The sequence below is a fragment of the Streptomyces sp. NPDC056361 genome, assembly GCF_042262805.1.
Taxonomy (GTDB): domain Bacteria; phylum Actinomycetota; class Actinomycetes; order Streptomycetales; family Streptomycetaceae; genus Streptomyces.
This window is the reverse complement of record NZ_JBHJQI010000284.1, coordinates 1-4,056: the sequence shown is the minus strand read 5'-3', so window position 1 is coordinate 4,056 and position 4,056 is coordinate 1. Positions and strand designations below refer to the sequence as shown.

The 4,056-nt window shown below is 72.9% G+C and carries 3 protein-coding genes; all 3 read left to right on the top strand.

Annotated features, from left to right (window positions below; translation table 11 throughout):
- Nucleotides 1-210: 210 nt before the first annotated feature.
- The gene (locus ACFCY7_RS40060) at nt 211-1,620 is read left to right on the top strand and encodes a hypothetical protein (RefSeq protein WP_376491013.1); all 1,410 of its coding nucleotides are present in this window, start codon (nt 211-213) and stop codon (nt 1,618-1,620) included.
- Entirely contained in the window at nt 1,617-2,774 is a 1,158-nt protein-coding gene (locus tag ACFCY7_RS40055; protein WP_376491012.1) for a hypothetical protein, read from the top strand. The genes ACFCY7_RS40060 and ACFCY7_RS40055 overlap by 4 nt, the downstream gene beginning before the upstream one ends.
- 156 nt (nt 2,775-2,930) lie before the next feature.
- A complete protein-coding gene (gene glnII / locus ACFCY7_RS40050) occupies nt 2,931-3,962 on the top strand; it encodes a glutamine synthetase (protein ID WP_376491011.1) in 1,032 nt (343 codons plus the stop codon).
- The last annotated feature ends 94 nt before the right edge of the window (nt 3,963-4,056 follow it).

The following is a 4,056-nucleotide window of genomic DNA, read 5'->3' as shown; positions in this document are numbered from 1 at the left end:
CCCCCTCCTCCCGCCGGAGGCCGCCGGCGGGAGGAGGGGGAGCGGCGGCGGCCCGGAAAACCGCTGGCAGGCCTCCCCCGCGACGGTGTTAGCGTTCGTCCGCCGGCCGCGGGACTCCGGCGCGACTTCCGGAACCTGCCTCTGAAGCAACGTCTTCGCTGTTCGCGCCCTCATTCCCCGGCCGGCTTCCATGCGAGAAGGGGGAACAGCGTGTCCGAGCTCGTGGCCGCCGAGGACGTGCTCCTCTTCGTGAACGCCGCAGTGACGGCCACCGGGCAGCGGGAGTTCCGCTCCTCCGCCGCCGAGCAGCGGTTCTCGCTCTCCTTCCTCCACGAGTACGTGCGGATCAACTACCGGCCCGTGTACGCGGCGGCCCTCGCGCTCGACGTCAACCACCACAACGCCGCGCTGATCATCGAGGGGCTGCTGCGCACCGCCGGGGAGGCCGGTGGGGTCGAGGAGAAGCGGGCCGAGGGCCGGCTGATCGCGGCGCGGCTGGCGCTGCTGCCGCCGCAGCGGGTCTACCGGTTGTTCCGGGCGCTGCGGGCCGCCGGGGTGAACAACCGGCGCACGCGCGCGATCGTGCGCGCGTGGCTGGCGGCCCGCCCCGATCCGGCGCTGGACGCGGTGAAGTACCGCAGCGGGGTGAAGGCGGCCGTGCGGCACGTCCACGGCCGTCCGGCCGACCCCGAGACCGGCGACTTCCTCTTCGCGCCCGGCCGCCGTGTGCGGTACGGGAACGCCACGCTCGACGCGTACCGCCGGGCGCACTACGAGCAGTCCGCGGTGTACGAGCTGCCGTTCACGGTCGCCGAGGGGTTCGCCGCGAGGCACGGGGTGCCCCGTGCGCTGTTCCTGGAGCGGATCGCGCCCCGGATGACCCGCCTCGAACGGCTGAGGACGGACCGGGCGGCGGGTGGCGGGGCCGACCTGGCCGTGATGCCGCTGACGCGGCTGGCGCTGTACGTCCTCGGGCTGCCGTTCGGCGAGCGGGTCGAGCGCCGGGCCGAGCTCACGCGGGCGCTGCGCGCGTCCGCCCGGCGCGCGGCGGGGCCGTACGCCGGGAGCTGGGGGCGGGTGACGGCGGTGCTCGACGACAGTTTCTCCTCGTCGGGTTCGGCGGTGAAGCGGCGTCGGCCGCTGGCGGTGGCGCTGGGCGGCCACTTCCTCCTGGAGGCCCTCGCGGCGCCGGGGGCGTACACCGCGCTGTGGACGTCGGGCGGGGACGATCCGCTGCTGGTCCGGCCGTACGGGGCGACGCCGCTGGGGGCGCGGATCCTGGACGCGCTGGAGACGGACCCCGAGCGGGTGGTGATCGTCTCGGACGGCTGGGACAACGCGCCGCCGGGGCTCGCGGGCGAGGTCCTGCGGGTGTGGCGCGCGCGGCTCGATCCGGGGCGACGGACGAGTGTCGTCCACCTCAACCCCGTATACGACGCGGACGGCTTCGACGTGCGCCGGCTGGCGCCGAGCGTGCCGACGGCCGGGATCCGGGACGCGGAGGACCTGGCGGCGCTGGTGGAGATCGCGCAGTTCGCCGAGGGGCGGACGGGCTTCACGGAGCTGCGGGCCTATCTCGACCGCCGGGTGGAGCTCTTCCTTAAGGAGGCCGGGGCATGACCCGGATCGACCTGACCGGCCTCGACGTGCGCCCGGCGCAGGTGTGGGGCGGGGTGCGGCTGGTGCCGCTGGTGCGGGCCGAGCCGGTGGCGGGGCTGCGGCTGCGCCGGGAGGTGTACGAGGGGTGGGGTGCGGCCACCGTCGACCTCGGCGACCGGACCTCGTACACCTCCTACGTCCCGCACGGCTTCGTCGCCGACTGGACGGGCACCGGGGCGGGGGCCGAGCAGGCCGCGTACGGGACCCGGCTCGGCGGCGAGGGGGCGCCGCCGGGGGTGCCCGTGCGCCGCGTCCACCGGTTGGCCAAGCGGCGCCAGGGTGAGCGGCGGCTGCGGTTCCTGCCGCTGCACCTCGCGTTGGAGGGGTATCTCGCGCTGCACTTCGGCGGGCCTTCGGTGGTCTGGGACGACTGGTCGCGGGAGGCCGTGCGGCGCGGTCTGTCGCCGCGCGCGGAGGCGGCGTACGCGGGGTGGTCGGTGCCGGGGCTCGCGGAGGCGCTGCGGATCTTCGAGCTGCACCCGGGCCAGTGCGGGCTGCTGCTGTACGTGGCCGACTCGCTGGCCGCGTCCTTCGTGGTGCCGCACCCCGAGGACTACCGCCTGCTGCATCCGACGCTGGTGGAGGACCTGTACGGGGAGCTGGTGCACCAGTACGCGTACTACGGCGCCCCGGTGCCCGAGTTCACGGCGCGGATCCGGGACGGGGCCGGCGGCATCCGTACCCTCGCGGACCTGCGGGCGGCGGCGCGGGAGCAGGAGCGGGCCTGGGCGGTGGCGCACGACGGGCTGATGGCGCGCGACCTCCTGGAGACGCCGTACGCCTTCGAGCGGGTGTACCGGATGGGGTCCTTCGACCTGTACCGGTTCCTGCCGCCGTTCCTGCGGGGCGGGCAGGAGCAGCACATCGGCGAGCTGATCACCGACCACAAGGGGCGGACGGCCTACCTGAAGAGCTTCCGGTTGTCCGAGGGCCAGATCCGCAAGGGGTACCTGCTGCGGCGGCTCGCCGGCGCCGACTGGCACCTCGGGCGGACGGCGGAGGCCCTGGGCACCTCGTACGCGGAGGTCGTGCGGCGGATCCGGGCCGCGGGGCTCGGTGGGCTGCTCGACGCGCACGTCGTCGCACAGCGGCTGCGCGAAAATCAGGAAAGCTGAGTAACACGGGGTTCACAAACGGGCAACGGACGGGAAATCCCGTGTTGCGAAGCTGCGGTCGAACACAAACAGCGCAGTCAGCGCAGAAACCGCAGCTTCTCGCAGTGCCGCGAGCCGCGACGGAACCCCGCAGCAGCACGCCAAAGGATGAGACCCGTGACCTTCAAGGCTGAGTACATCTGGATCGACGGCACCGCGCCGACCGCGAAGCTTCGTTCCAAGACGAAGATCATCGCCGGCGAGGGCCTCGCGCTCGACGAGCTGCCGATCTGGGGCTTCGACGGTTCCAGCACGAACCAGGCCAAGGGCCACGCGTCGGACCGCGTCCTCAAGCCGGTCTTCGTCTGCCCGGACCCGATCCGCGGCGGCAACGACATCCTGGTGCTGTGCGAGGTCCTCAACACGGACATGACGCCGCACGAGTCCAACACCCGCGCCGCGCTGGCCGAGGTCGCCTCGAAGTACGCCTCCCAGGAGTCGATCTTCGGCATCGAGCAGGAGTACACCTTCTTCGACGGCACCCGCCCGCTCGGCTTCCCGGTCAACGGCTTCCCGGCCCCGCAGGGCGGCTACTACTGCGGCGTCGGCGTGGACGAGATCCACGGCCGCCCGATCGTCGAGGCGCACCTCGAGAACTGCCTCAAGGCCGGTCTCGGCATCTCCGGCATCAACGCCGAGGTCATGCCCGGCCAGTGGGAGTTCCAGGTCGGCCCGCTCGCCCCCCTCGAGGTCTCCGACCAGCTGTGGATCGCCCGCTGGCTGCTGTACCGCACCGCCGAGGACTTCAACGTCTCCGCCACCCTCGACCCCAAGCCGGTCAAGGGCGACTGGAACGGCGCCGGCGCGCACACCAACTTCTCCACCAAGGCGATGCGCGAGGGCTACGACGCCATCATCACCGCCTGCGAGTCCCTCGGCGAGGGCTCGAAGCCGCTGGACCACGTCAAGAACTACGGCGCCGGCATCGACGAGCGCCTCACCGGCCTCCACGAGACCGCCCCGTGGGACGAGTACTCCTACGGCGTCTCCGACCGCGGCGCCTCGGTCCGCATCCCGTGGCAGGTCGAGCAGGACCAGAAGGGCTACATCGAGGACCGCCGCCCGAACGCCAACGTCGACCCGTACGTGGTGACCCGCCTCATCGTCGACACCTGCTGCGAGGCCCTCGCCAAGGCCGGCCAGGTCTGATCCGCACCGGACCAGGACCTGATCAGCGCCTGGTTCAGCACCTGATCAGCGCCTGATCACGCACTCCGGAAGGGGCGCCCACCGTTTCACACGG